Source organism: Comamonas testosteroni ATCC 11996, from assembly GCF_000241525.1.
Classification (GTDB): domain Bacteria; phylum Pseudomonadota; class Gammaproteobacteria; order Burkholderiales; family Burkholderiaceae_C; genus Comamonas; species Comamonas testosteroni.
The window spans coordinates 17,971-42,382 of record NZ_AHIL01000016.1 but is presented as its reverse complement, the minus strand read 5'-3'; the positions used below and the strand labels follow the sequence as shown (position 1 = coordinate 42,382).

Sequence of the window (24,412 nt, the reverse complement as noted above, 5' to 3'; positions counted from 1 at the left end):
GAAACAGCCTGCCTGGTCCGAATTTGCGCAAGTCGTGTCCTTGTTGCGGCTTCACTTGGCCGGAGCCACAAAACCGGGCTCGCCGGGGCCTGGCAGGCCCAGGCCCTGACCGTAGATGACCGACTGCGGGTTGTCATTGAAGCGGCCTGCCGCCGCGCCCATGGTGCGCGCGGCACGCGAGACATCGTCCGCCGCACCGTTCATGCGCGGCAAGGTGCTGCGCCCCAGCGACTCGGCCGCCTGCGACAGGGCCTGCGTGCCCTCGGCAATCTGCTGCAGCGGGCCGTCGGGCGCATTCACCTTGCGCACGGTCTGCTGCAAATCGGTTGCCACGCCCGTGGCGGCATTGCCGGCCTTGGTCAGGGACTGCAGGGTCTGGTGCGCATCCGTCGTGAGCTGAGGAAAGTCCTTGGCCGTCTTGTTCATGGTCTCGGCCAGATCCTTGATCCCTCCGGATGCGGCCGCGATATTGTCCAGCGCCGCGCTCACGCGCTTTTGGTTGTCCTCACCCAGCATGGCATTGAGGCGGCGTGAAATTTCGTCAACCCGCTCCAGCAGCACCGGCCCCTGGTCGGCCAGCATGTTCAGCGGCGAGGACTTCATGGGCAGGCGCGGCAGGCCGCTGGGCCCAGGCTTGAGCGGCTGCGAAGCCTTGCTGTCATCGTCGAGCTGGATATGGGCCAGCCCCGTCACCCCCTGATAGCCAAGCTGGGCGTAGGTGGCCGGCGTGACCGGCGTATCCTCGCCCACGGCAATGCGAATCAGCACATTGCCGGGAATCTGCGGGTCAAAGCCGATACGCACCACCTTGCCCACGGGCACGCCCTTGTAGCGCACCGTGGCCTGGGGCTGCAGACCGCTGACACCATCCTTGGTGGACATTTCGTAGAGCTGGTATTCGCGGTTGTCGCGCGTCAGCCAGACGGCCAGCCCTGCCAGCAGGGCCGCAACCACCAGCACGAAGATGCCGGCAGCCATGGCATGGGACTTGTTTTCCATCAGCTTTCCTCTGCGGCCGCGCCGCCTTGCACCGGGGCCATGGCACGGCGGCCACGCTCTCCCTGGAAGAAATGTTCGATAAACGGGTGCTTGATCCGGGCCACGTCGCGCGGGGCTCCGGTGAACAGCACTTTTTTCTCGGCCAGCACGGCCACTCGTGTGGACAGTGCAAACAGCGTATCCAGATCGTGGGTGACCATGATCACGGTCAGGCCCAGCTCTGCATGGATATCGCGCAGCAGCTCGCAGAACTCGTCCGAGCCCTTGGGGTCCAGTCCTGCTGTGGGTTCGTCGAGCAGCAGCAGCGGCGGATCCATCATCAGCGCACGTGCCAGCGCCACACGCTTGATCATGCCTCCCGACAGGTCTGCCGGCATGCGCGAGGCATGCTCTGGCTTGAGGCCCACCATCTGCAGCTTGACCATGGCCGCATCGCGCACCACGGCATCGGGCAAGGTTCCCTGCTCACGCAGCGCAAATGCGATGTTGTCCAGCACGTTGAAGGCCGAATACAGCGCCCCCTGCTGGAACAGCATGCCCACCTGACTCGCCGCCAGCTCGCCGCTGATGACCTCGCGCGAGGGCCGTCCGTCCACGGTCACCGTGCCGCGCGATGGCGAGAGCAGCCCCAGGATCTGGCGCAGCAGCACCGTCTTGCCCGTGCCGGAGCCGCCAACCAGGGCCAGAATCTCGCCCGGGTAGACATCGAAGTTCAAGTCCTGGTGCACGGCAAAGCGCGATGCGCCTTCGCCAAATTCGGTCCACAGGTCCACCGCCTGCACCAGCGGCTTCACATCCTGCGGCGGCGCGTAGTCGCCCACGGCCCCCTCGATACGGCGGTTGCGCATCACCTCTGTCATTTGCGTGCCCCCCGCCGCGCGAGGCTGGCGCGACCCAAGCCAGAGACGCCGAGCAAGGGCCGCCCCTCAGCGAAGATGTCGCCCCCTTTGGGGGAAGCGGCGAAGCCGCACAGGGGGTAGTTCATCCTAAAAGCCCACGTTTCTGAAGAGGATGGCAAAGATGGCATCCACGATGATGACCATGGTGATGGATGACACCACCGCCGCCGTGGTGCCGCGCCCCAGGCTCTGGGTATTGGGCTCTACCTTCAGGCCCCAATGGCAGCCGATCAGGGCAATCAGCACGCCAAACACCACGGACTTGCCCATGGCCAGCACCAGATTGCCGATCTTTACGGCCGCAGGCAGACTTTGAATGAAGTAAGACGGCGTGATGTCCATGGTCAGGTCCGCCGCGACCATGCCGCCCGCCAGTGCCGCAAGAATGGTCCACAACGCCACCAGCGGCATGGACACGGCCAGCGCGAGCGCACGCGGCAGCACCAGCCGGTAGCCCTGGGAGATGCCCATGACCTGCATGGCGTCGAGCTCTTCGGTCACGCGCATCACACCGATCTGCGCCGTAATGGCCGAGCCGCTGCGCCCTGCCACCAGAATCGCCGCCAGCAGCGGTCCCAGCTCGCGGATCAGCGAGATGCCAAGAATGTTGACGATAAAGGACTCGGCCCCGAACTGGCGCAGCTGCAGCGCCATCAGATAGGCCAGCACCACGCCGATCAGAAAGCCCACCAGGGCCGTGATCGGCAAGGCTGTCGCCCCCGTCGCATAGAGGTGGCCTGAAATATCGCGCCAGGGGCCACGAAAAGGATTGCGCAGCAATCGCAGGCAGTCCAGCAGCAACTGACCGACCAGTTGAATCAAGTTGGAAAAGTGCCCGCAGGCGTCGATCACCATCTGCCCCAGTCGATTGACCTCGCACATCCAGCCCGAGGGCTCGGGCTTGGGCTCTGGTACTTCGCTGAATCTGGCCACTCGCTCCAGCATGGAGCGCTGGGTCTTGGTCGTCAGCAAGTGGGCTGGCCAGGCCTTGCCCCATTGCTCCCACAGCAGCTGCGCACCGATATGGTCGAACCAGACCATCTGCTGCAGATCCCAGGCCGCGCCCTTGGGAACCGCTCTGATCTGCGGTGCCAGCTGACGCCAGATATGGCGGTCGCCCAGCTCGGCAGCACTCCAGCGGCCCACAGGCACAGCCCATTGCTGACCTTCGCGGGACTGCAGCGGGCATTGAGGTAGTTGGTCTGAGCTGGGCAAAGAAAAGCTTCCTAGGACATGAGGGAGACGGGCTGGCCGCAGGGGCCAGCATAACGCGCCAAGCGAGGAACATGCCAACCGCAGCACGTAGGCCGCTGCCGCATGCCACGCAATGATAGCGTTGCAATTTTTATCAAAAACTCGCGAAAGTCAAAACCAGTACTACGCCGACAGCTTCCAAAACAGGAGTATGCGAGCGCTTTCCCTATCGACACTGGCAAGGTCATCGCACCTAATGAACCGGACTTTCTGCCCATGACTGCCTGACGCTCTGGCCTCTGCGCCAAGCTGTACCGGCCTTTTGATCTGCCCATGAGTGATACCCAGTTCGACTACATCGTCATCGGCGGCGGTACAGCAGGTTCGCTGCTGTGCAACCGTCTCACCCGCAACAAGAATCACCGGGTTCTGCTGATCGAAGCAGGCGGCAAGGATGACTACCACTGGATCCATATCCCTGTGGGCTATCTCTATTGCATAGGCAACCCGCGCACCGACTGGCTCTACCAGACCGAACCTGACCCCGGACTCAACGGCCGCAGCCTGCGCTATCCGCGCGGCAAGACACTGGGTGGCTGCTCCAGCATCAACGGCATGATCTATATGCGCGGCCAGTCCCGCGACTACGAGCAATGGGCCAATCTGACCGGCGACGACACCTGGCGCTGGGAGCAGGTCCTGCCGGCCTTCAGGCAGCACGAGGATCACTGGCGTCTGGACCCCGGAGGCAATGCCGGCGAAGAGTTCAAACGCCTGCACGGCAGCAAGAGCACGGGCGGCAGCGGCGAGTGGCGCGTGGAGAAGCAGCGTCTGCGCTGGGACATACTCGACGCCTTTGCCCAGGCGGCGCAGCAGGCCGGCATCCCGGCCACCGACGACTTCAACCGTGGCTGCAACGAGGGCGTGGGCTACTTCGAGGTCAACCAGAAATCGGGCCTGCGCTGGAACACGGCCAAGGCCTTTCTGCGTCCCACCTGCTATGGCCGCCCCAATTTCGAGATGTGGACCCGGGCCCAGGTACGCAGGCTGATTCTGGAAGATCTGCCAGACGGCAGCCAGCGCTGCACCGGCGCCGAAGTCTGGACCGGAGACGAGATGGTGACCGTGCAGGCCGGGCGCGAAGTGCTGCTCTGCGCGGGTGCGGTCAACTCGCCGCATATCCTGCAACTGTCGGGCATCGGCCCCGGCGAATTGCTGCAGCGCCATGGCGTGGCCGTTCGCCGCGATCTGCCCGGCGTGGGCGCCAATCTGCAGGACCACCTGCAAATCCGCTCGGTCTACAAGGTGCACAACGCCAAGACGCTCAACACCATGGCCGGCAGTCTCTGGGGCAAGGCGGCCATAGCCCTTGAATACGCACTCAAGCGCAGCGGCCCCATGAGCATGGCACCCTCGCAACTAGGGGCCTTTACACGCAGCAATCCGGCGCTGGCCCACCCCAATCTGGAATATCACGTGCAACCGCTGTCGCTGGATGCCTTTGGCGAGCCGCTGCACGACTTTGCCGCCTTCACCGCCAGCGTCTGCAACCTCAACCCCAGCAGCCGCGGCACGGTGCAGTTGCAGGGCGCCGACTTCCGCCAGGCTCCGGCCATCGCGCCCAACTACCTCTGCACGGCCGAAGACCGGCAGGTGGCAGCAGACAGCCTGCGTGTCACGCGGCGCATCGTCAGCCAGCCGGCGCTTGCGCCCTTCCAGCCCGAAGAGTTCAAGCCCGGTGTTCAATACCAGAGCGACGAGGAGCTGGCGCGTCTGGCCGGCGATATCGCCACCACCATCTTCCACCCCGTGGGCACGACCAAGATGGGGCGCGCCGACGACCCGATGGCGGTCCTGGACAGCCGCTTCAAGGTGCGAGGCGTGCAGGGCCTGCGCGTGGTCGATGCCGGCGCCATGCCCACCATCACCAGCGGCAATACCAACAGCCCGACGCTGATGATGGCCGAAAAGGCGGCGCAGTGGATTCGTGATGCGACCTGAAAAACGGCCTCTCGAAAATCCGAGCGATTCACTGTGACAAGCCCGTCAGCGCCTGAAATTCGCTCTGGAGCGCAAAGCCTGTCCGAGCGGAAGAATCCCGCGCGACGTCATGCTCCATGAATCAAAGTCTTCAGAGATCTTTTGCTTATAAGCATATGACGCTATTGTTTTTGAAATATCGCAAAACTCATAAGGATGTCACGAAACTTTCTGATTCATTTGTCAGACGTTTTTGATATAACCCAAGGGAATTCCCCAATGCACCACACAGGTGCAGCCCTTACATTCTCGTCACTCTCGCTGCTCCACGAAGCAGCATGGAGGGCCGAGGAGACAACTCGACACAACCAGACCAATACATATAAAAGCATCAAAGATGCGTTCAAAAGCGCCCCTCAGTGGGCGCTTTTTTTATGCCTGCGCACAAGCTTGAGGCGGCGGTGCGACAATGCCGGCGCCATCTTCGGGCCTTCACGCCCGCTCTCCCCTGGCTTCTTCATCCCGCCTCCGGCAGCGCCGCCCCAGCGGCAGCGGGCGCTGCTCACGGCATGCACCAATTGCAGGCATTTGCTCCATGGAATGGATTCTTGTTTCTCTCGCCTCGGCCCTGGCCGGGTTTGTTGACGCCATCGTGGGAGGCGGCGGACTGATTCTGGTGCCGGCCATGTTTGCGGCCTTCCCCACCACCACGCCCGCCACGCTGTTTGGCACCAACAAGAGCGCCGCCGTCTGGGGCACGGCCATTTCCGCCTGGCAGTACAGCAAGCGCGTCCATATCACCTGGGCCACGCTGCTGCCCGCCATCGGCACGACGCTGGTGGGAGCTTTTCTCGGGGCCTGGGCCGTCACGTTGATTTCGCCCGATTTTCTGCGCAAGCTGCTGCCCTTCATCCTGCTTGGTGTGCTGGGCTACACCCTGGCCAAAAAAGAGCTGGGCCGCGACCACGAACCGCGCCTGGCAGGCCGCACCGAGATGTTGACCGCCAGCGCCATCGGCCTGCTGATCGGTTTCTACGACGGCTTCTTCGGCCCGGGCACGGGCAGCTTCTTCGTGTTCCTGTTCGTGCGCCTGCTGGGCTATGACTTCCTCAACGCCTCGGCCAGCGCCAAGCTGCTGAATCTGGCCTCCAACGCCGCAGCACTGCTGCTGTTCACGCTCAAGGGCCATGTCTGGTGGCACTTTGCCATCCCGCTGGCCGTGGCCAACGTACTGGGCAGCATGCTGGGCACCTGGATGGCCTTGCGCCACGGAACCGGCTTTGTACGCACGATTTTCATCGGCGTGGTCAGCCTGCTGATTCTGAAGACGGGCTACGACGCTTTTCTGCGTTAAGCCTTTACACAGAAAGCGTTAACAGCCATCAATTTATCAAGGTGCTGTTTCGTCGTCGGACAGCACCGAGATATCTTCCACACGGCGCGGCGTGCCGATCGGTGCGCCCGCCTTGCCCTGGCGCACGGCAGCGATATCAGCCTCGCTGGGATAGTTGCCCACCAGCCAGTAGTCCAGGATGCGGCGTGCGATGGGTGCGGCAGCCGCTGCACCGAAGCCGGCATTCTCCACAATCACGGCCACGGCAATCCTGGGCGCTTCGGCCGGGCCGTAGGCGATATAGAGCGAATGGTCGCGCTGGTACTCAGCCAGACGCGCAGCGTTGTACTTTTCCTTCTGGCCAACGCTCACTGCCTGGGCCGTGCCGGTCTTGCCACCCGACAGATAGCTGGCACTACCGAATACGCCACGCCCCGTGCCGCCGGTCACCACCCCCACCATGCCACGCTTGACCGCATCGACATTGCTCTGCTTGTAGCCCAGGTTGACGGGTGCCGGCTGAACAATGGCCGTGCGCGTACCGGTGACGGAGTCGATCAGCTCCTTGCCCACATGGGGCGTGAAGCTCATGCCGTTGTTGACCAGCGTGGCCAGCGCATGCGAGAGCTGGAGGATGGTGAAGTTGTTGTAGCCCTGGCCGATACCCAGAGAAATCGTCTCGCCCGCGAACCATTGCTGCTGCGCGGCGCGCTTGTAGGTCTTGCGCTTCCACTCCTTGCTGGGCAGCACGCCGCGCACCTCGCCGGGCAGATCGATGCCGGTGATCTGGCCAAAGCCCAGCGGCTTCATGAAGTCGTGGATCGCATCCACGCCCATCTCGTTGGCCAGGGTGTAGAAATAGACATTGCTGGAATGCTGGATGGCGCGCGCCAGGTCCACCGGGCCCAGCGCATGGCCGGAGCGGAAGGTGTGGCCGCCAAAAGTCCAGGAGCCGCCGTCCTGGATCACCGTGCCCGGCGTGCGCTTGCCGGTCTCTATGCCTGCCAGGCCCATGAAGGGCTTGTAGGTGGAGCCTACCGGGTAGGTGCCGCGCATGGAGCGGTTGAGCAAGGGGCGATCCAGCGATTCGTTGAGTGCCTTCCAGCTCTCCTGGTCGATGCCGTCGACAAACAGATTCGGGTCGTAGGTCGGCTTGCTGACCATGGCCAGCACCTCGCCGTTGCGCGGGTCCATGGCGATGGCCACGCCACGGCGATTGCCGTAGAGGTCTTCCACCATCTTCTGCAGCTTGATATCCACCGACAGCTGCAGGCTGTGACCCGGCGTGGCGGGGCGGCTGCCCAGGCGGCGCACGGCATGACCGCCAGCCGAGGTTTCCATTTCCTCCCAGCCGGTCTGGCCGTGCAGCTGCAGCTCATAGCTCTTTTCGGCACCCAGCTTGCCCATGACCTCGGTGCCGCGGTAGTTGGCGGCATCATCGGACTCGTCGATCTCTTCTTTTTCCCTTTGATTGATACGACCGATGTATCCGATCAGATGGCTGCCGGTTTCCTTGAGCGGGTAGGTGCGGAACAGGCGGGCCTTGATGTCCACGCCCGGAAAGCGATAACGCTGAGCAGCGAACTTGGCGACTTCCTCATCCGTCAGGCGCGAGCGGATCGGAATCGACTCAAAGCTCTTGGAGTCATCCATGAGCCGCTTGAACTTGCGACGGTCGCGCGGCGTGATCTCTATGACCTCGGACAGCCCCTCGATGGTCTCGTCCAGATCCTCGACCTTCGAGCGTGTGATCTCCAGCGTATAGGCCGAGTAATTGGTCGCCAGCACCACGCCGTTGCGATCCAGGATCTGGCCCCGGTTGGGCACGATGGGTACCACCGCCGTGCGATTGCTCTCGGCCCGCTCGGCAAATTCCTCATGGCGCTCGACCTGCAGCACCAGCAGACGCCAGACCAGCAGACAGAACGCCAGAAATACCACGCAGCCCATGACGACTGCCCGCATCCGGAAGCGCTGCAGCTCGACTTCGGTGTTGCGAATCTCCATCATGCGCAGGCTCCCCGCACGCCAAGCCAGTGACTGCAAGCAAGGGCCGCCCCGCAGCGAGGCAGTCGTTCCCCCCCGCGAAGCGAGAGGGGGAAAGGCGCGCAGCGACTCAAGGGGGCTTTCATCTACAGAGGCCGGTTTTCATCGCTGTCCGGCGCACGGCGCTGCGGCGCCAGCAGCAAAGCGCTGACCACAGGCCACAGCAAGGTCTCGATCACTGGCGCTATCAGAAACTCCAGTCCTGGGAAGATACCCCCTGTCGCGACACGCAGCAGTACCTGAATGCCGTGCGCCGCAGCAAACACCGGCAGCAGGTGCAGGGCCTGCACGGGGCTCGAGAACCAGAGCAGACGACGACTCATCCAGCCCGTCACGAAGACCAGCAAGGTGTAGGCGAGCGCATGCTGGCCCAGCAGCGAGGCTCGGTCCACATCCATGATCAGGCCCAGCGCAAAGGCAATGCCCAGACCCACGCGCTGCGGCTGGTTCAGGCTCCAGAAGGCCAGCAGCAACATGAGCATGTCCGGCAGCCAGACGATGCGGCCCAGCGGCAGCATATTGATGGCCAGTCCGATCACCAGGGTGACGACGATGAACAGAGGGTTGACCGGCAGCAACAGCTGCTGGCCGCGCGGCATGATCATGCGGGGTCCTTCGCGGGCTTGGCACCCGCCTTCTCAGCGGCGGCCTTCTCCTTTTCGGCAGCGGCGGCTTCCTTCTTGCCGCGCGCCTTGGCTGCGCGGTCGGCCTTCTCGGCATCGGCCTTGGCCTGCATATTGGCGGCTTCGGGATGTTCGGTGCGGCCCTGAGGCTTGAGCACCATCACATGACGCACGCCCTGCACGCGGCCCACGGGCTCGCAGTAGATGCGGGTGAAGGCAGAGTCGGCACGGCGGTCCACCGTCACCACCTTGGCCACGGGCAAACCCAAGGGATACAGCCCGTCAATACCGCTGGTAGTGAGCAAATCGCCCACCTGCACATCGGCATTGCTGGGCATGAAGCGCAACTCCAGCCCGCCGGCGCGGGTCGAAGACGCATCGCCATAGGCAACGCTGCGCGCGCCAGTGCGCGGGTTGAAAACGGGAATGGCCTGATCGCGATCGATGAGCAGCGTGACCTCGGCACGCGTCGGATAGACGCGCGTGACCTGGCCTATCACGCCTTTTTCATCCAGTACGGGAGAGCCCGGCTCGACCCCGTCGGCCTGCCCCTTGTCGATCACCACGCGGCGCGTATAGGGGTCGGGACTGTCATAGACCACCTCGGCCACCTGGCCCGGCGTCAACGAGCGCTCACGCAACTCCAGCATGGAGCGCAGATGCTCGTTCTCCTTGATCAACTCGTCGGCCAGTTCGGCACGCTGAGCCATGACGACCAGCTCCTTGCGTGCAGCATCCTCGCGGGCCACGGCCTGCTGCTGCACTTCGGCATAGCGGCTGGCGTTCTGATAGGCCAGCACCGGCTGGGCCACCACCCATTGCACGGGCGACAGCGCCACCGACAAGGCGGAGCGCACGGGAGTAGTGATCTTGAAACGCGCGTCGGCTACCATCAAAAACAGCGCCAAGGCGCTGTAGAGGGCAAGCTGGGAAGTGCGCGAGGCCTGTTGCTTGAACAGTGATGGAGCGCGGTGGTCCAGGGTGTCCAGGCTCATGTGCGCTCCCTGGGCATAGCCGTATGCGTACGGCCTTCCCAACCAGAAGGAATGCAAAAAGAGAGCGCGGTATGCAGGCGTATCACGGACTCAGGCCCTGTTCATGGAAGTGGCTGCGGTACGCGCACTATGCCGCGTGCCGCAAAACACCACATTGCACAGCGATTAATCGCTGGTGAAGATGCTGCCCTGGCGATCCATGGTCTCCAGCGCCATGCCGCAGCCGCGCACCACGCAGGTCAGCGGCTCTTCGGCCACCAGCACGGGCAGACCGGTTTCTTCGGCCAGCAGACGATCCAGATCGCGCAGCAGCGCGCCGCCGCCGGTCAGCATCATGCCGCGTTCGGCAATGTCGGCACCCAGCTCGGGAGGCGTCTGCTCCAGCGCGTTCTTCACGGCGGAAACGATCTGGTTGAGCGGATCGGTCAGCGCTTCCAGCACTTCGTTGGAAGAGATGGTGAAGCTGCGCGGCACGCCTTCTGACAGGTTGCGACCCTTGACTTCCAGTTCCTTGACTTCGGAGCCGGGGAAAGCCGAGCCGATCTGCTTCTTGATCAGTTCTGCCGTGGGCTCGCCGATAAGCATGCCGTAGTTGCGGCGGATGTAGCTGATGATGGACTCGTCGAACTTGTCGCCGCCCACGCGCACGGAACCCTTGTAGACCATGCCGCCCAGCGAGATCACGCCCACTTCGGTCGTGCCGCCGCCGATGTCCACCACCATGGAGCCCGAGGCTTCGGACACGGGCAGGCCCGCGCCGATACCGGCTGCCATGGGTTCTTCGATCAGGTACACCGCTGTGGCGCCCGCAGCTTCGGCGGCGTCCTTGATGGCGCGGCGCTCGACCTGGGTGGAGCCGCAGGGCACACAGATGATGATGCGGGGGCTGGGCGTCAGCACCGAGCGTGGATGCACCATCTTGATGAACTGCTTGATCATCTGCTCGGTGATCACGAAGTCGGCGATCACGCCGTCCTTCATGGGACGGATGGCCTCGATATTGCCGGGCACCTTGCCCAGCATGGCCTTGGCTTCGCGGCCGACAGCCTGGATCACCTTCTTGCCGTGGGGGCCGCCTTCGTGACGGATCGCAACCACCGAAGGTTCGTCCAGAACAATGCCCTTGTCTCGGGCGAAAATCAGGGTGTTAGCTGTGCCAAGGTCAATGGCAAGGTCGGTGGAGAAGTACCGACGGAAAGCTCCGAACATTCAGGGTCCTCTCAGGCACGGCTTGCGCATCGGCTAGCCGTCGCCGGGATGTAAGGTAATGGAGTCTGGGTGGTGGGCATTTTTTGCACAATGACCAGCCGAACGGAGGTATTGCGGCAAAGCCGAGATAATACCGTATCCCCTGTGAATAACTTCTACTGTCAGGGTTAGAAACACTGCTTTACACGCGGCGGCCCTGTTAAATAATTTCTATGGCATTGAACGATCAAGACATTGCGCGCATCGCCAACTTGGCCCGCCTTGAGCTGTCGCAAGACGAAAGTGAGCGCATGCTCGCGCAACTAAACAACTTTTTCGGCATCGTCGAAAAAATGCAGGCTGTGGATACTTCAGGCGTCAGCCCTCTGTCACATCCGGTGGCAGCCATCCAGGACGTCGCCTTACGGCTACGTGACGATTTGGTAAGTGAGGGCAATAACCGCGACGCCAACATGCAGAACGCCCCTGCAGCCGAAAAGGGTTACTTCCTCGTGCCCAAGGTCATCGAATAAACGCGCGGGACACACAAGAACATGAGCCAAACCGAACTCCACCAATTGAGCGTGGCCGAGCTGGCCGCGCAACTGCGCGCCAAGCAGGTCTCTGCCACCGAAGCCGCCCAGCATTTCCTGGCCCGCGCCAAGCAGCACCAGAACCTGGGCGCTTTTGTCGCCATCAATGAAGACGCCACCCTGGCCCAGGCCAAGGCGGCAGACGCCCTGATTGCCGAAGGCAAGGGCGGCAAGCTGGCCGGCGTGCCCATCGCGCACAAGGACATCTTCGTCACCAAGGACTTCCCCACTACCGCCGCCAGCAAGATGCTGGAGGGCTACCAATCGCCGTTTGACGCCACCGTGGTGAAGAAGCTGGCCGATGCTGGCGTGGTCACCCTGGGCAAGCTCAACTGCGACGAATTCGCCATGGGCGGCGCCAACGAGAACTCGGCCGTGGCCCCCGTGGGCTTCGACAGCGCCCAGCCCGTGCGCAACCCCTGGAACACCGAGCGCGTGCCCGGCGGCTCGTCCGGCGGCTCGGCCGCAGCCGTGGCCGCGCGTCTGGCCCCGGCCGTGACCGGCACCGACACCGGCGGCTCGATCCGCCAGCCCGCCTCGTTCTGCGGCATCACCGGCATCAAGCCCACCTACGGCCGCGCCAGCCGCTACGGCATGATCGCCTTTGCCTCCAGCCTCGACCAGGCCGGCCCCATGGGCCGCAGCGCCGAAGATTGCGCGCTGCTGCTGAGCGAGATGTGCGGCCCCGATCTGGACCGCGACTCCACCAGCCTGGACTACCCGGCCGAGGACTTCACTGCCCGCCTGGGTGACTCGATCGAAGGCCTGCGCATCGGCGTGCCCGCCGAGTTCTTTGGTGAAGGCCTGTCCGACGATGTCCGCACAGCCGTGGACGCCGCGCTCAAGGAATACGAAAAGCTGGGCGCCAAGCTGGTGCCCGTGAGCCTGCCGCGCACCGAACTGTCCGTGCCCGTGTACTACATCCTGGCTCCGGCCGAGGCTTCGTCCAATCTGTCGCGCTTTGACGGCGTGAAGTTCGGCCATCGCGCCGCCAGGTACGAAGACCTCAACGACATGTACAAGAAGACCCGCGCCGAAGGCTTTGGCGACGAGGTCAAGCGACGCATCATGATCGGCGCCTATGTGCTGTCCGAAGGCTACTATGACGCCTACTATCTGCAGGCGCAGAAGATCCGCCGCATGATTGCCGACGACTTCCAGGCCGCCTTCAAGGACTGCGACGTGATCGCCGGTGCGGCAGCGCCCACCACGGCCTGGGCCATTGGCGGCAAGGCCGACCCCGTGAGCAACTATCTGGCCGACATCTTCACCCTGCCCGCATCGCTGGCCGGCCTGCCCGGCCTGTCCCTGCCCGCAGGCTTTGGCGACGGCGGCATGCCCGTGGGCCTGCAGCTGATCGGCAACTACTTCAGCGAAGCCAAGCTGCTGAATGCGGCCCACCGCTTCCAGCAAGCGACAGACTTCCACCTGAAGAGCCCTGTTGGCATTTAAAAATTAATAGCTTCTTGCGCTTGTACTGACTTATTTTCAGCATGAAAACAACCTGAAACCTAATCAAAACATGCGCAAGCCGCTTCTCTTTTAGCAGTTAGGACACACAGAGCAATGACTGTGAAACTGATCAATGGCTACGAAGTCGTCATCGGCTTCGAAACCCACACCCAGCTGGCGACCAACAGCAAGATCTTCAGCCGTGCCAGCACCGCCTTCGGCGCCGAGCCCAACACCCAGGCCAGCGCCGTGGACCTGGCACTGCCCGGCACGCTGCCGGTGATGAACAAAAAGGCCGTGGAATGCGCAATCAAGCTCGGCCTGTCGCTGGGCTCGACGATTGCGCCGCGTTCCATCTTCGCGCGCAAGAACTACTTCTACCCTGATCTGCCCAAGGGCTACCAGATCTCCCAGTTCGAGATCCCCGTGGTGCAAGGCGGTGAAGTCAGCTTCTATCTGGAAGAAGGCAAGAACAACGTCCTCAAGACCGTGCGCCTGGTGCGCGCCCACCTTGAGGAAGACGCAGGCAAGTCGGTGCACGACGAGTTCATCGGCCAGTCCGGCATCGATTTGAACCGCGCCGGCACGCCGCTGCTGGAAATCGTGACCGAGCCCGATATCCGCAGCACCGCCGAAGCCGTGGCCTATGCCAAGGAGCTGCACAAGATCGTTACCTGGATCGGCATCTGTGACGGCAACATGCAGGAAGGCTCGTTCCGCTGCGACGCCAACGTGTCCGTGCGCAAGCCAGGCCAGCCGCTGGGCACCCGCCGCGAGATCAAGAACCTGAACTCGTTCAGGAACATGCAGATCGCCATCGACTACGAAATCCTCTGGCAGATCGAGCAGATCGAGGACGGCCACAAGATCCAGCAGGCCACCGTGCTGTTCAACCCCGACACGGGCGAGACCCGCGCCATGCGCACCAAGGAAGATGCGGCCGACTACCGCTACTTCCCCGACCCCGACCTGCCTCCGCTGGTCGTGGCGCCCGAGTGGGTTGAGCAGGTCAAGGCCGAGATGCCCGAGCTGCCCCGCGCCATGGCCGCGCGCTTTGTCGAGCAATACGGCCTGCCCGAGTACGACGCCACCACGCTGACGCAAAGCCAGGCCATGGCCGCCTACTTTGAAGCCGCCGCCAAGGCCTGCGGCCAGGCCAAGCTGGCGTCCAACTGGGTCATGGGCGAGATCTCGCGCCGCCTGAACATGGAAGAGATCGGCATGGACCAGGTCAAGGTCAGCGCCGAGCAGTTGGGCACCCTGATCGCCCGCATCCACGGCAATGTCATCAGCAACAACTCGGCCAAGCAGGTGTTTGAAGCCCTGTGGACCGGCGAAGGCAGTGATGTGGATGCCGTGATCGACACCAAGGACCTCAAGCAGTCCAACGACACCGGCGCGCTGGAAGCCATCATCGACGAGGTAATCGCCGCCAATCCCGCCAACGTCGAGCAATACCGCGCCGGCAAGGACAAGGCCTTCAACGCCCTGGTCGGTCAGGTCATGAAGGCGTCCAAGGGCAAGGCCAACCCCGGCCAGGTCAACGAGCTGCTCAAGGCCAAGCTGGCCTAACTCTGTTACACGCACGTCCCCAAAGACGTGCTTGTGTCCCCAGATAATGTGGACACGCTCTAAGGGCCGCAGGCAGCATATGCCTGCGGCCTTGTTATTTGCCGCTTCCCACGCCCTGCGCCGCCTGCTCAGGAAAGTTTTTGTGATCTTCTCGAACGCCTCCCTCATCGAATCCGAAAAAGAGCGCAACCTCTGCACCAAGTTCTTTGCCGGCTACTTTTTCAACGAATTCACGGCCGGCTATGCCAAGCGCATCGTTTATTTCAACCGCTACATCCAGGAAGTCACCGGCCGCGAAGACCTGGGCATTCAGAACCCCCATATCTCGTTTGACACCCACGCCTACCTGTGCCACGAGCGCCTGCGCAGCAAGCTGGCCGATGTGCTCATCTCCGACCCGGCACGCCAGGTCTTTCTGTTCATCGAGACCAAATACCTGAGCAACTGGACTTACGCCGCCGATGTGGCCAAAGGGCTGGAGCGCCTGGACAAGGTGTTCGACGCTGACAAGAAACCGCATCTGGCGGACGCCCGCCAGCATTACTTTGTGCTGACCTCGCGCCGCAAGGAAGAAGCCGCGGGCCGCCCGGTGCAGCACTACGCCCCGGTGAATGGACCTATCTATGTTCCCACCCCTGCGCGCGCCGCAGAAATGAGCGAGGGCGACACGGCTGAGTCCGCGAAGCCTTCTTTCACCAGCCTGCTGTATTGGGAAGACCTGGCCCAGATGTGCGACCGCTCGGAAGTGCGCCAGTACATGGAGGCGCGGTTGAAGCTGTGCGTGAGCAGTTCGCGGAATCAGCATAAGGCGGGGTATTTTTTGCCGGGGGCGTGATAGCTAGGTGTCTGGTCCCCTCGCAGGCGCAGCCGAAGGAACGGGGGCAGTAGGGGCGGGCTCTTTGCCTACTTTCTGGTGATCCGGCATACCGGCAGTAGAAGTAGGCCCGCCCACTGTCCACTAATCAGGCATGTCGCTAAAACAGAGGCTTCAAGCCAAATCGGTCTCTGGCTCCATCGCATCAGCGTAAGCCGCTATCAAAAAAGCGCTTTTTTTGTCGTACACGACAGAGGCCGGGCCGGCCGCGCCGGGTCTCGCCCCGGCAGGCGAGTTACCTTTCTTGCTCGCACAAGAAAGGTAACCCAAAGAATGCGCCCCGACTGTCCGCGTCCCTTCGCTGCGCTGCGGGCAAACCTGCGTCACGCCATTCAGTCTGCGGTGCGGCAAAACTCGCTTTGCGCTGCGCGCGCCGCTCAAACACGTTGCCGTAAGTCAGAGCACGATGCAACGCTGTCCTGCGGCAGCGCTGCCCGCAGCCTGAACCGCGTGCCGCAGGCGCTGACACACGGGTGGAGGCGGGTACGGACGGCCTGCGAGAGTTATGACGAAATTGGCTTCTCTCGCCTATCTGTATTGCGGTAGCAGCTATTAATTTTCCAAAGAAGCTATCCCGCATCCGGTATTGCCCCTTGTGCCCACGCCTGCGACGGCAAGCTCTTGGGGTTGGCAGTTGCACCACAGAGTGCAACTGCATCGTCATCTAGTCTGCGGCAACCTGTTTGAACGGAGCGTCGAAGACGCGAAGTGAGTTTTGCCGCACAGCCCCAAGAGCTTGACGGCGCAGGTCGCCCCAGAGCGCAGCGAAGGGGTCGTGGGCAGCAGGGGCTGTGTTCTTTGCTTACTTTCTTGCACCTGCAAGAAAGTAAGTCGGCAGGCGGGCCGAGACCCGCTCTCTGAAAACCAAGCAGGCATGCGGTCAAGACAAAACACGAGCCAAACAAGCCCCAGCCGCAGGCAACACCAGTGCCACCCGCTATCAATTCCTCAAACCACCGCTTACATAAAGCCGAGGTAAAGCGCACACCAAACCCACACAAATCTGCGCACAATCCGGCGCAAACCCCATACTTTTGCGCTCCATGTTCTCCAAGCTGCTCAAGCCCCTGCTCTGGCTGCTGGCCCTGTGCCTGGCGGTCTATATCTGTATCTGCAGCTATATGTTTGCGCAGCAGCGCCAGATGATCTTTCCGGGCGGCGGCACGCAGGTGGCGGCCCAGAGCACCGATTTCTCGCTGCAGCGCGCCGATGTGCTGCTGCGGGGCTGGCAACTGCACCCGGCGGACGGCAAGGCGCGCAATGCGGTGATCTACTTTGGCGGCAATGCCGAGAACATTGCCCACCGGCGCCAGCAGCTGGCGCGCAGCCTGCCACATAGCGATATCTACATGCTGGCCTACCGCGGCTATGGCGCCAGCGAGGGCGAGCCCACGCAGGAGCTGTTGGAGCTCGATGCCGCCGCCCTGTTCGACGAGGTCAGGCGCCTGCACCCCCAGCTGCCCATCACCGTGATCGGCCGCAGTCTGGGCACGGGCGTGGCGGCTGCCGTGGCCGATCTGCGCCAGCCGGACCAGCTGGTGCTGGTCACTCCCTTCGACAGCATTCTGAACACGGTGCGCGGCATGTATGGCTGGCTGCCCGTGGAGCTGCTGCTGCGCGACCCGTTCGACTCTGCCGCGCATCTGCGCAATTACCATGGGCCGATTCTGGTGCTGCGCGCCGGACTCGATCAGGTGGTGCAGCCCGAGCGCACCGATGCGCTGCTGCACAGCCTCAAGGGCAAGGCGGTTCAGGTGCAGGCATTCGCCCAGGCGAATCACTCGACCATCTTCCGCGCCAACGGCTTCTGGAGCGCCATAGAGCAGTTTGTGGACGGGCATCAAAAAGAGGCCTGAAAGGCCTCTGACGCTCCCAGCAGGTGCTGTCCGGCGATGGGTTTCAAGTGCCAGTCAGATCCTTGACGACCGTCGTCGCGCCGTTTTTCCTGACGGACTCAATGCCCGCATCGCGCGATGCCGCCGAGGCATAGAGCTGGCTTGTGCCGATAACCTGGTGGTTGGCAGCCTTGAGGTTGAAATGCTCCTTGCCGTTGCTGGCTGTCTTTTTCTCGTAGCGCTCGGCCAGCGGGCTGTTGGTCTGCACCGAGGCGATGCCGTTCTCGGCCGCCGCCCGGGTCCTGTACAGCTCGCTGGTGAGAATGATCTCGCCGTTGCTGGCCTTCAGCACAAACCGGAACTGCCCATCGCTGCTCTTGCTCAACTCGAAATGACCTGCCATTGGTTTCTCCTTCAGTTGCAAAAAGCGGCCTGCGCCGCGGGGGTAGCCCGCACACTATAAAACCATCACCGCTGAAACCGGGCATCTCATGGCCGGCTCCGGCGGTGACGAATCCAGCCTTGTCAGCTTTTCATGACGCTTTCATAGGGCGGCTGATCCAGCCCCAGGCCTTCGGCCAGATTCTCGGCATAGCCGAGCATCAGCGTACGCCGAGATAGCAGCACAGACGCCAGCTGTGCCCAGCCCACATGCTCCCGCACCTCGCCCTGCCCCTGGCCGTAAAGCATGCGCAAATCTTCTATCAACCGATCGACCAGCACCGCATCGGGCAGGCTGGCACGCACAAAGCCCATCCATGCGGCGCCCATGCCGAAGAAGCGATAGCCATATTGCGCCACAAGATGGCGGATGACGGCGTGGTTCTGGAAGCTGTCCCAGTCCGCGCTGAAATAGCCATTGGGCTGGCCCGCAATCATGAGCTCATCGCTGGGCACGGGCAGACGCTGGACATAGACCACCTCGTCGAGCAGCACCTCGGGACTGCGGTTGGCCAGCAGCAGGGCATCCACGTCTTCGGTCGCCAGCAGCAGCGTGCCACAGACCTGCGCCCAGTCCTGCACCAGTCCGGGCCGCTGCAGCTGCGCCACCCGGTGCTGCAGCGAAGCCAGCGTCAGGGCCTGCTCCTGCGCCGGGTCCTCCCAATCCATGTCCTCGGGGTCATCCAGATACAGGCGCTTGTCCTGGCTCGCATGGCCGCTGGTGTAGCTGCACTGGCTCACATCGTCCAGCGTGCAGAGGTAGCGATGTGCAGGGTCGGCGGCGCGCAGCGCGTCCAGCCGCTCCAGCACCTCGTCCAGGGTCTTGAACTCCTGCAGCCACTCATGGGCAAAGGCAAAGTTGCCCTGGCGATATTCGGCCTGTTCCCCGTCGAATCTTCCTGTCTTCATTTGCGCAGCACCCGTCGATAGAAGAACACACACAGGCCCACGAAATAGGCCAGGCCCAGCCACATGGCGGGCGCAAAGCCCTCACCGACCAGGGCCAGCGGCGCATCCTTGCCGCTGAAGCCTATCAGTGCCGCAATCAGCAGGCCCATCAGGCTCTCGCCCACGATCAAGCCGGAAGCCAGCAGCAGGCCGCGCTCCTCGGCCGCCGCCGTCCAGTCCTTGCCGCCGCGCTGCGCATAGGCCTTGATGGCTCTGGCAATACACCAGCCCAGCACCGCGCCTATGGTCAGCGTCAGGCCTATGGTGGGCGGCAGATAGATGCCCAGGCCCACGGCCAGCGGCGGCAGCGCGCCCTTGCCGCTCTTGCGCAGGGCCAGATCGATCAGGATCACGGCAATGCCCACGGCCACGCCCAGACCCAGCATGCTCCAGTCCAGCGAGCCCTTGAAGATGCCGCTGGCAATCTGCATCATCAGCGTGGCCTGCGGCGCGGCCAGGGCCTGATTCGGGTCCATGCCGGCACGCGGCATGCTGCCCGCAAAACCGTAGGCGTTGTAGAGCAGATCCAGCACGGGCGGTATGACCAGCGCGCCCACAAGGCAGCCGATGATGAGCACGATCTGCTGACGCCAGGGCGTGGCCCCCACCAGGTAGCCGGTCTTGAGATCCTGCAGGTTGTCGTTGGAGATGGCGGCCATGGCCAGAACGGCCGAAACCATGAACAGCACCAGTGCAATGCCCATCTGCCCCGCGACGGCGCTGGCATAGGCCGGCACCAGGGCATGCAGCGCCAGCAGGGCCACGCCCATCAGCAAGGTGGCAATGATGCCGATGCCCGAGATGGGGCTGGCCGAAGAGCCGACCAGACCGGCCATATAGCCGCAGGCCGCCGCTACCAGAAAGCCGAACAGGGCTGCGAACAGCACGCACAGGGCCGCCAGGCCGTAGCGTGCGCCAGCGGCCAGCTCGGGCATATGCCCGGCGATGAAGTCATTGACCACCAGGAACAGCACGCCCAAGGCGGCAGCTCCTATCATCAGCATCCAGCTGCGCGGCATGTCCTTGTCGGTTTCGTCGCCACCGCCGCTCTCGGCAACGCTGCGTGCAGGCTGGTTGCGAATCGCCTGGACAATGGGCTTGGCCAGCGTTGCCACGGTCCACAGCGCCGAGATCCCGATGACGCCCGCCCCCAGAAAGCGGGCCTTGCTGCCCCAGAGCTGGGTGGATAGCTCGGAGAGCGCCTGGCCAACCGCAGGAGAAGCCTGGGCCGTCAGCCAGGGCACGACCACACCCCAGCACAGCGCCAGCCCCACAAGCACGGCAATGCCTGCGGCCGCGCCCATCAGATAGCCGGCGGCCAGCAGGGCCGGCGAGAAGCCCGCTGCCACGCGAAAGGCCACGCCGCCTGCGGGAATCCAGAAATTGAAGGCATCGCCGAGCAGACGCAGACCGCCACTGAGAAAGCCGAACAACGCGGCCAGCCCCGTGCCCCAGCCCAGCTCGCGCAAGCCCGAACTGCGTGGCTTGCCCTGGTTCTGCGGATCGTGGAGATGGCGCTGCTCGTCGCCTACGCGCAACACCTCGGCAGCGGCCACGCCCTCTGGATAGGGCAGCTCGGACTGCACCACCAGCACGCGACGCAGGGGGACCGTGTAGAGCACGCCCAGCGTACCGCCGGCCGCACAGATCAATGCCGTCTGCCAGAACGGGAAACCCGTCCACAGCCCCAGCATGAGCAGTGCCGGCAGCACAAAGATGACCGAAGACAAGGTGCCGGCTGCGGAGGCCTGGGTCTGCACCAGATTGTTTTCAAGGATGTTGGAATCCTTGAAGCGATAGAGCAGCGCCATGGAGATCACGGCAGCGGGAATCGCCGAGGCAAAGGTCAACCCGACCTTGAGCCCCAGATAGACGTTGGCGGCGGTGAACGCCAGGGTGATGAGCGCGCCGAGCAGCACGCCACGGAAGGTGAACTCTCTCTTGATTGGTGTATTCATTGTGCAAGCGGGAGGATCTTTAATGGCACAAGCCTAGCATCAGCGGCGCGCAACACCATGACCGTCGCGCACCCTTCGGGCCAGCTCCTGCCATCGCCAATGGCCGGTCCATGAAAAAAGGAGACCGAGGTCTCCTTTTTTCGTTCAGCTGCCAAGGCTTCAGAACAGCACACGGCAGCGGATGGTGCCCGCGATCTGCGCGAGCTTCTCCAGCGCCAGCGCCGAGGATTTGGCATCGATATCGATCACCACATAGCCCACTTTCTCATCGGTGCGCAGGTACTGGCCCGCGATATTGATGCCGTTGTCGGCAAACACCTGGTTGATGGCAGAGAGAATGCCGGGACGGTTCTCATGCACATGCAGGATGCGGTTGTTGCCGGGGTGCTCGGGCAGTGCCACTTCGGGGAAGTTGACGGCCGAGGTGGTCGTGCCGTTGTCGCTGTACTTGACCAGCTTTTCCGCCACTTCCAGACCGATATTGGCCTGCGCCTCCATGGTGGAGCCGCCGATATGCGGCGTGAGGATGACGTTGTCCATGCCGCGCAGCGGCGACAGGAATTCGTCCTTGTTGCTCTTGGGCTCCTTGGGAAAAACGTCGATGGCCGCGCCCAGCAGCTTGCCGCTCTTGAGCGACTCGGCCAGGGCCTCGATATCGACCACGGTGCCGCGCGACGCATTGATCAGAATGCTGCCGGGCTTCATGGCGGCAATCTGGGCCGCTCCCATCATGCCGTTGGTGGAGGCCAGCTCGGGCACATGCAGGGTGACGATATCGGACTGGGCCAGCAGCTCGTTGAGACCGCTGCTCTGCTGGGCATTGCCCAGCGGCAGCTTGGTCACCACGTCGTGGAAGATGACCTTCATGCCCAGGCCTTCGGCCAGCACCGACAGCTGGGTGCCGATGGAGCCATAGCCGACGATGCCCAGCGTCTTGCCGCGGATCTCGAAGGAATTCTCCGCGCTCTTCTTCCAGCCGCCGCGGTGGGAGACGGCATTCTTCTCGGGGATGCCGCGCAGCAGCAAAATGGCTTCGCCCAGCACCAGCTCCGCCACCGAACGGGTGTTGGAGTAAGGCGCGTTGAAGACCACCACACCGCGCTCGCGCGCTGCGTTGAGGTCCACCTGGTTGGTGCCGATGCAAAAGCAGCCCACGGCCACCAGCTTCTGCGCGGCCGCGAACACATCGGCCGTGAGCTGGGTGCGCGAACGGATGCCGACAAAGTGAACGTCGGCGATCTTGCGCTTGAGCTCCTCGCCGTCCAGCGCGCCGGTCAGTGCCTCCACATTGGTGTAGCCCGCGTCATGCAGCACCTTGAGCGCGGAGGGATGTATGCCCTCGAGCAGCAAAAACTTGATCTTCGATTTATCCAGCGACGTCTTACCCATGATCCAGCCTCGATCCATCAAAACTCCATTACAGCGGTTTCGTAATTCCGTTACAGGATCTGGGTGCATCGCCCCTTCATGAAGTCAAGAGGAGCCGCACCGGCGTCCCTGGCCCAAAAAGAGCGCAGGGCGGGACAAAAGCGTGCATTGGTCGGCTCACCTGTAACAAATTACGACTTTCCGATTCGCTTCCTACAATCGCGATCATTCACGCGCTTCCAATTTCATAGTTGAAAGTGCAGACCACTCAAGCTTTTTACAAGGATTTGCTGCCTATGCTGACCCTCTTGCGACGCGCAGAAGATTTGCTGATTCAAGTTCTGCGTCTTGTCTTGCTCGCCTTTTCCATCTTTGTGCTGTTTGGCATGGGCAACTGGATCTGGGACCACTACAAGCCCAAGAAGCCAGATATCGCCACTGCCGGCGCAACGGCGCTGAACTGGAAGGATGCGCCCTACGACCTCAAGTACATGGAAGAAGAGACTGGTCGCGACCTGAGCGTCCTCGGCAACGCCGTGCCCATGGAAAAGCGTCTGGCCGACCCCGCCCTGCGTCCGGATTTCCGCAAGGCCGACGGCCTGCTGCGTGGCTTCATCTACCGGGACACGGCTGCACGCAAACGCGTAGAAACGGAAAACAGCAGCCAGGGCCTGGATCCCATCCACCCCTTGCTCAAGGGCGATGCCCTGCCCTCGGCCGACGACGTCAACCGCCAGATCAAGATGCGCGAGGCACGTGAAAACTCCTGCTGCGACAAGGAGGCTGCCGACGCGGCCGCTGCCGAAGTGGATGCTGCCTGGACGGCGCGCCGCATCTCGCTGACCCGCGAGGACCGCATGGCCAGAGCCGCCACCGATGCGGCAGCCGATGCAGCGATTGCGGCAGCCGCCGAGGCTGCGGGCGAAGACGCCATGCTGATGGATCCGGTGAACCTGGCCTCCGAAATCAACGACCGCGCCCAGGCCGCCGAGATGGAGCATGGCGAGGGCTCGTACACGGCCTACATCAAGGGACTGCCCGTGGCGCTGGAGAAGGTTCTGGGCAATGAAAGCCTGGCCAAGAAGCTGCAGCAGCAATCCGCCCCGCAGATCGTCAACACCTTGCTGACCAACTACACGCTGTCGTTCGACCGTACGGCCGCCAAGCTGCGCGGCGACAACCCCGATGAGGAAAAGTGGGAGTTTCTGGGCATGGACACGGCGTTTGCCACGCTGCTGATTTCCTGCCTGGTGATGGTGATGATGGCACTGGTGATGTTCCGCATGGAGCGTCATCTGCGCGGCATCGGCGCGCAATCGGGTCAAAAGTCCTGATGTTCCGGCTCCGGCAAAAAAGGCCGGAGCTTGCGCTATGGTTTCGGGCCCGTCTCTGTACAGTAGGCGGGCCCTTTTCTTTTCAGTTCAGTGATATCACCATGAGCACCACCCGTAGCAGTACCGTCCCCGTCCACGCGCAATTCATCGAGCGCATGTCGCCTCGCGCCTTTGTGCCTGAAGCACTGAGTGCGGCCCAGATCGAGCAGCTGGTAGAAGCCGCCCGCTGGGCGCCTTCGGCCAGCAACAAGCAGCCCTGGCACTTTGCCTACGCCCTGCGTGACGACGCGAACTGGCAGGCGTTCTCGCAGATACCCAACGAAGCCAACCGCCGCTGGTGCCTGAATGGCGGCGCGCTGATTGTGCTGCTGTCGGACAAACAGGCTTCCGCCGCCAAGCACAGCTTCGATGCGGGCTGCGCCTGGGGCTATCTGGCGCTGCAGGCCCATGCCATGGGCCTGGCCACGCACGCCATGGGCGGCTTCTCTGCCGATGAAGCCCGCAAGGTGCTGAACCTGCCCGAGCATCTGGTGCCCGAATGCGTGATCGCCGTGGGCCGCCGCGCCGATGCATCCACTCTGCCCGACGATCTGCGCGAGCGCGAGCAGCCCTCGGGCCGCAAGCCGCTGGCCGAAATGCTGAGTGCCGGAGCCGTTCAAGCCGCCGCAACTGCCTGAAGCGGCCCCAATCCCGCCAAAGCTCCACAGCTCACCCTGTGGAGCTTTTTTTTGACAGAATTGCCGCACTAATCAATACAACATTGCGGGAGCAGCTATCAAT

General features: G+C 63.0%; 20 protein-coding genes. 9 read left to right on the top strand and 11 right to left on the bottom strand.

Annotated elements, in window-relative coordinates:
- Positions 1-51: 51 nt before the first annotated feature.
- The 3 genes from CTATCC11996_RS07290 to CTATCC11996_RS07280 all read right to left on the bottom strand — a co-directional run bounded on the left by CTATCC11996_RS07290 (position 52) and on the right by CTATCC11996_RS07280 (position 3,113).
- Entirely contained in the window at positions 52-999 is a 948-nt protein-coding gene (locus CTATCC11996_RS07290; RefSeq protein ID WP_003074644.1) for an MlaD family protein, read from the bottom strand.
- Positions 999-1,859, bottom strand: coding sequence for an ABC transporter ATP-binding protein (locus tag CTATCC11996_RS07285; protein ID WP_370511086.1), 861 nt, complete (start codon positions 1,857-1,859; stop codon positions 999-1,001). The genes CTATCC11996_RS07290 and CTATCC11996_RS07285 overlap by 1 nt, the downstream gene beginning before the upstream one ends.
- A 126-nt stretch (positions 1,860-1,985) precedes the next feature.
- Positions 1,986-3,113 carry an MlaE family ABC transporter permease gene (locus CTATCC11996_RS07280; RefSeq protein ID WP_003074640.1) on the bottom strand — a complete coding sequence of 376 codons (1,128 nt, stop codon included), beginning with the start codon at positions 3,111-3,113 and terminating at the stop codon, positions 1,986-1,988.
- A gap of 312 nt (positions 3,114-3,425) precedes the next feature.
- Between CTATCC11996_RS07280 and CTATCC11996_RS07275 the strand changes: the two genes are divergently transcribed.
- A complete protein-coding gene (locus CTATCC11996_RS07275; RefSeq protein ID WP_003074638.1) occupies positions 3,426-5,093 on the top strand; it encodes a GMC family oxidoreductase in 1,668 nt (555 codons plus the stop codon).
- A gap of 574 nt (positions 5,094-5,667) precedes the next feature.
- Complete coding sequence (locus tag CTATCC11996_RS07270) at positions 5,668-6,426, top strand: sulfite exporter TauE/SafE family protein (RefSeq protein ID WP_003074636.1); 759 nt, start codon at positions 5,668-5,670, stop codon at positions 6,424-6,426.
- 36 nt (positions 6,427-6,462) lie between these two features.
- Here CTATCC11996_RS07270 and mrdA read toward each other — a convergent pair whose 3' ends face one another.
- The 4 genes from mrdA to CTATCC11996_RS07250 form a co-directional block, all read right to left on the bottom strand.
- A complete protein-coding gene (gene mrdA, locus CTATCC11996_RS07265) occupies positions 6,463-8,415 on the bottom strand; it encodes a penicillin-binding protein 2 (RefSeq protein ID WP_003074634.1) in 1,953 nt (650 codons plus the stop codon).
- Positions 8,416-8,537: 122 nt separating this feature from the next.
- The gene (mreD, locus tag CTATCC11996_RS07260) at positions 8,538-9,056 is read right to left on the bottom strand and encodes a rod shape-determining protein MreD (protein ID WP_003074633.1); all 519 of its coding nucleotides are present in this window, start codon (positions 9,054-9,056) and stop codon (positions 8,538-8,540) included.
- The gene (mreC, locus tag CTATCC11996_RS07255) at positions 9,053-10,069 is read right to left on the bottom strand and encodes a rod shape-determining protein MreC (protein WP_003074630.1); all 1,017 of its coding nucleotides are present in this window, start codon (positions 10,067-10,069) and stop codon (positions 9,053-9,055) included. The genes mreD and mreC overlap by 4 nt, the downstream gene beginning before the upstream one ends.
- Positions 10,070-10,234: 165 nt before the next feature.
- Positions 10,235-11,278: a rod shape-determining protein gene (locus CTATCC11996_RS07250; RefSeq protein WP_003059473.1), complete on the bottom strand. Its 1,044-nt coding sequence runs from the start codon at positions 11,276-11,278 to the stop codon at positions 10,235-10,237.
- A 212-nt stretch (positions 11,279-11,490) separates the two neighbouring features.
- Here CTATCC11996_RS07250 and gatC point away from each other — a divergent pair, with 212 nt between their 5' ends.
- From gatC to CTATCC11996_RS07225, 5 genes are all read left to right on the top strand, one after another.
- Positions 11,491-11,790, top strand: a complete 300-nt coding sequence (gene gatC, locus CTATCC11996_RS07245; protein WP_003074628.1) for an Asp-tRNA(Asn)/Glu-tRNA(Gln) amidotransferase subunit GatC — start codon at positions 11,491-11,493, stop codon at positions 11,788-11,790.
- A gap of 21 nt (positions 11,791-11,811) precedes the next feature.
- The gene (gene gatA / locus CTATCC11996_RS07240; RefSeq protein WP_003074626.1) at positions 11,812-13,302 is read left to right on the top strand and encodes an Asp-tRNA(Asn)/Glu-tRNA(Gln) amidotransferase subunit GatA; all 1,491 of its coding nucleotides are present in this window, start codon (positions 11,812-11,814) and stop codon (positions 13,300-13,302) included.
- A gap of 114 nt (positions 13,303-13,416) precedes the next feature.
- A complete protein-coding gene (gene gatB / locus CTATCC11996_RS07235) occupies positions 13,417-14,874 on the top strand; it encodes an Asp-tRNA(Asn)/Glu-tRNA(Gln) amidotransferase subunit GatB (protein ID WP_003074624.1) in 1,458 nt (485 codons plus the stop codon).
- Positions 14,875-15,016: 142 nt separating this feature from the next.
- Positions 15,017-15,709 carry a hypothetical protein gene (locus CTATCC11996_RS07230; protein ID WP_034348382.1) on the top strand — a complete coding sequence of 231 codons (693 nt, stop codon included), beginning with the start codon at positions 15,017-15,019 and terminating at the stop codon, positions 15,707-15,709.
- A 1,082-nt stretch (positions 15,710-16,791) separates the two neighbouring features.
- Entirely contained in the window at positions 16,792-17,604 is an 813-nt protein-coding gene (locus CTATCC11996_RS07225; RefSeq protein ID WP_003074620.1) for an alpha/beta hydrolase, read from the top strand.
- 43 nt (positions 17,605-17,647) lie between these two features.
- Here the strand turns inward: CTATCC11996_RS07225 and CTATCC11996_RS07220 are convergent, their stop codons facing one another.
- The 4 genes from CTATCC11996_RS07220 to serA form a co-directional block, all read right to left on the bottom strand.
- Positions 17,648-17,986: a YegP family protein gene (locus CTATCC11996_RS07220; RefSeq protein ID WP_003074618.1), complete on the bottom strand. Its 339-nt coding sequence runs from the start codon at positions 17,984-17,986 to the stop codon at positions 17,648-17,650.
- 122 nt (positions 17,987-18,108) lie between these two features.
- Positions 18,109-18,933 (bottom strand): hypothetical protein, encoded by an 825-nt coding sequence (locus tag CTATCC11996_RS07215; RefSeq protein ID WP_003074616.1) that lies wholly within the window; start codon positions 18,931-18,933, stop codon positions 18,109-18,111.
- Positions 18,930-20,930 (bottom strand): OPT family oligopeptide transporter, encoded by a 2,001-nt coding sequence (locus CTATCC11996_RS07210; RefSeq protein WP_003074613.1) that lies wholly within the window; start codon positions 20,928-20,930, stop codon positions 18,930-18,932. Before CTATCC11996_RS07210 ends, CTATCC11996_RS07215 begins: the two co-directional genes overlap by 4 nt.
- A 159-nt stretch (positions 20,931-21,089) precedes the next feature.
- Positions 21,090-22,319, bottom strand: a complete 1,230-nt coding sequence (gene serA / locus CTATCC11996_RS07205) for a phosphoglycerate dehydrogenase (RefSeq protein WP_003074609.1) — start codon at positions 22,317-22,319, stop codon at positions 21,090-21,092.
- Between the two features lie 275 nt (positions 22,320-22,594).
- Here serA and CTATCC11996_RS07200 point away from each other — a divergent pair, with 275 nt between their 5' ends.
- Both CTATCC11996_RS07200 and CTATCC11996_RS07195 read left to right on the top strand, forming a co-directional pair.
- Positions 22,595-23,632, top strand: a complete 1,038-nt coding sequence (locus CTATCC11996_RS07200) for a hypothetical protein (RefSeq protein WP_003074606.1) — start codon at positions 22,595-22,597, stop codon at positions 23,630-23,632.
- Between the two features lie 101 nt (positions 23,633-23,733).
- The gene (locus tag CTATCC11996_RS07195; protein WP_034348374.1) at positions 23,734-24,309 is read left to right on the top strand and encodes a nitroreductase family protein; all 576 of its coding nucleotides are present in this window, start codon (positions 23,734-23,736) and stop codon (positions 24,307-24,309) included.
- Positions 24,310-24,412: the final 103 nt, after the last annotated feature.

Coding starts and splice junctions, on each gene's coding strand:
- mreD (WP_003074633.1), bottom strand. CDS start 9,056: ATGATCATGCCGCGCGGCCAGCAGCTGTTGCTGCCGGTCAACCCTCTG.
- gatA (WP_003074626.1), top strand. CDS start 11,812: ATGAGCCAAACCGAACTCCACCAATTGAGCGTGGCCGAGCTGGCCGCG.
- CTATCC11996_RS07225 (WP_003074620.1), top strand. CDS start 16,792: ATGTTCTCCAAGCTGCTCAAGCCCCTGCTCTGGCTGCTGGCCCTGTGC.
- CTATCC11996_RS07210 (WP_003074613.1), bottom strand. CDS start 20,930: ATGAATACACCAATCAAGAGAGAGTTCACCTTCCGTGGCGTGCTGCTC.
- CTATCC11996_RS07275 (WP_003074638.1), top strand. CDS start 3,426: ATGAGTGATACCCAGTTCGACTACATCGTCATCGGCGGCGGTACAGCA.
- gatB (WP_003074624.1), top strand. CDS start 13,417: ATGACTGTGAAACTGATCAATGGCTACGAAGTCGTCATCGGCTTCGAA.
- CTATCC11996_RS07270 (WP_003074636.1), top strand. CDS start 5,668: ATGGAATGGATTCTTGTTTCTCTCGCCTCGGCCCTGGCCGGGTTTGTT.
- CTATCC11996_RS07215 (WP_003074616.1), bottom strand. CDS start 18,933: ATGAAGACAGGAAGATTCGACGGGGAACAGGCCGAATATCGCCAGGGC.
- CTATCC11996_RS07285 (WP_370511086.1), bottom strand. CDS start 1,859: ATGACAGAGGTGATGCGCAACCGCCGTATCGAGGGGGCCGTGGGCGAC.
- CTATCC11996_RS07195 (WP_034348374.1), top strand. CDS start 23,734: ATGAGCACCACCCGTAGCAGTACCGTCCCCGTCCACGCGCAATTCATC.
- CTATCC11996_RS07250 (WP_003059473.1), bottom strand. CDS start 11,278: ATGTTCGGAGCTTTCCGTCGGTACTTCTCCACCGACCTTGCCATTGAC.
- mrdA (WP_003074634.1), bottom strand. CDS start 8,415: ATGATGGAGATTCGCAACACCGAAGTCGAGCTGCAGCGCTTCCGGATG.
- CTATCC11996_RS07290 (WP_003074644.1), bottom strand. CDS start 999: ATGGAAAACAAGTCCCATGCCATGGCTGCCGGCATCTTCGTGCTGGTG.
- CTATCC11996_RS07200 (WP_003074606.1), top strand. CDS start 22,595: ATGCTGACCCTCTTGCGACGCGCAGAAGATTTGCTGATTCAAGTTCTG.
- serA (WP_003074609.1), bottom strand. CDS start 22,319: ATGGGTAAGACGTCGCTGGATAAATCGAAGATCAAGTTTTTGCTGCTC.
- gatC (WP_003074628.1), top strand. CDS start 11,491: ATGGCATTGAACGATCAAGACATTGCGCGCATCGCCAACTTGGCCCGC.
- CTATCC11996_RS07220 (WP_003074618.1), bottom strand. CDS start 17,986: ATGGCAGGTCATTTCGAGTTGAGCAAGAGCAGCGATGGGCAGTTCCGG.
- mreC (WP_003074630.1), bottom strand. CDS start 10,069: ATGAGCCTGGACACCCTGGACCACCGCGCTCCATCACTGTTCAAGCAA.